This window comes from Oceanobacter sp. 5_MG-2023, assembly GCF_030548165.1.
Taxonomy (GTDB): Bacteria; Pseudomonadota; Gammaproteobacteria; order Pseudomonadales; family Oceanobacteraceae; genus Oceanobacter.
Window position 1 is genome coordinate 1 of the sequence record NZ_JAUORS010000057.1, and the last position, 1,503, is coordinate 1,503.

Below are 1,503 nucleotides of genomic sequence, written 5' to 3' on the forward strand. Positions count from 1 at the left end.
CAGGCCTGCAAGTCGGCTTCGTGATTCGAAACCATCCGGTAGCCCAGAGTGAGCACCGGATTAAATAGATGTCCCCTTATGCTTGGGGGTCATCTATTTAATCCTGCACGGCTCTGCACAAGTGTTGCCGTTGTTCAGGGCAAGGCGGCAAATGCAGAAAAATAACGAGCCCTTTTCACACTCGTCAACACCCACTCCTCTGAGTGTGCCAGATCTTCAAACAACCACTTATTCTTTATAAATAACAGCCGATTAGCTATTTTTGGCGACGTTGTGAGTCGCCATAACAGGCAGAATAGGATCTGTGCTTTCTCGTCGGTTATGCCCTAATAACAACTGTTTTATCGGGTGTTTTTATTAGGCATTCCTGTATTGAAAATTATTTTTTGATACTTTTTTATATTCGTAATCTATCGACTAAAAAGCTGTTCTACGGTTTTCATTGGTAAGAACATACGAATACGGCCACGATGTTCACACAGAACTTCAAAACCAAACTTTGTATAAAATTCCTGCGCTGAATCGGTAAGGCAATCTACAATAATGGCATAAGCTCTCATATAGTGATTAACACCCCAAAGATATTCAAGAGCACGGATCAAACTGACCTTTCCCAACCCAGAACCATGAAATTCCTGATGTACAGCTAACTGAGCTAAAATAAAAACAGGAACTGGATATCCAGGAAGTTTCTTTGCTAATTGTGCGGGCAAGGTTTCTCGATTGATTGAGCCAGGAGCAACGCTGTAAAACGCACAAATTGCATACTTCTGATTAAAAAGTGGCTGAGCCCCAGGTAGAACCATAGTCCGGCTAATACCCGCTTGCATATGTTTGGCAGCTTGAGTTTTTATAAATATATTCAGTTCTTGCTCACCACAATCAAACGAGTCGCGATCATGCTTAGATTTACTAAGTTCTACGAACTCTTTTCCCCAACTCACTTGATGCCGGTCTCACCTGTGAATTGAGCAGCTTCAAGCAATGCTTGATTCGGTGCTTTTGCTTTGTCACATGCGGCAATGAATTCATCAAAGACACTATCTTTAACCACGATACTTTCGTGCTCTGCGATTACATGTGTTGCATCTTCATCCATAAGCCTAACCACATATTCGGTTAAACTCTTCAAACCAAGTAACGCTGATGCTTTTTCGGCCTTTGCCTTGATCTCTTCATCAAGGCGAATATCTAAACGCGCTGTAGCCATAAGTCCCCCGCGTACGGATGTATTCCGTAATGCTGGAGATTGTAGAGCAAAATCAAAGCGCATTCAATTTGTACGGAAAGCTTCCGGAACCCCTCTCTCAATACAGACACCCACCGATCCTCCCAGCTCAATACAGTCTTTCAGAGTCTTTCAGGACACCCACTCTAGTACCTTCTCCTGATACCCAACCCGCTGGTTATTGGCCTATTATTTCCATCATCGCAACAAGGAGAGAAACGATGCCCAAACCCAGAAAACAACAGGTTTCAGTCGAGGCCACCCCTTGGTATCAC

Annotated in this window: 3 protein-coding genes; 1 reads left to right on the forward strand and 2 read right to left on the reverse strand. The window is 43.5% G+C overall.

The window, feature by feature from the left end; genetic code table 11:
* Positions 1-410: 410 nt before the first annotated feature.
* Positions 411-944: a GNAT family N-acetyltransferase gene (locus Q4551_RS16085; RefSeq protein WP_303434935.1), complete on the reverse strand. Its 534-nt coding sequence runs from the start codon at positions 942-944 to the stop codon at positions 411-413.
* The gene (locus Q4551_RS16090) at positions 941-1,210 is read right to left on the reverse strand and encodes a DUF1778 domain-containing protein (RefSeq protein WP_303434936.1); all 270 of its coding nucleotides are present in this window, start codon (positions 1,208-1,210) and stop codon (positions 941-943) included. The genes Q4551_RS16085 and Q4551_RS16090 overlap by 4 nt, the downstream gene beginning before the upstream one ends.
* A gap of 29 nt (positions 1,211-1,239) precedes the next feature.
* Between Q4551_RS16090 and Q4551_RS16095 the strand changes: the two genes are divergently transcribed.
* A partial coding sequence (locus Q4551_RS16095) for a hypothetical protein (RefSeq protein WP_303434939.1) occupies positions 1,240-1,503 on the forward strand: 264 nt, incomplete at its 3' end.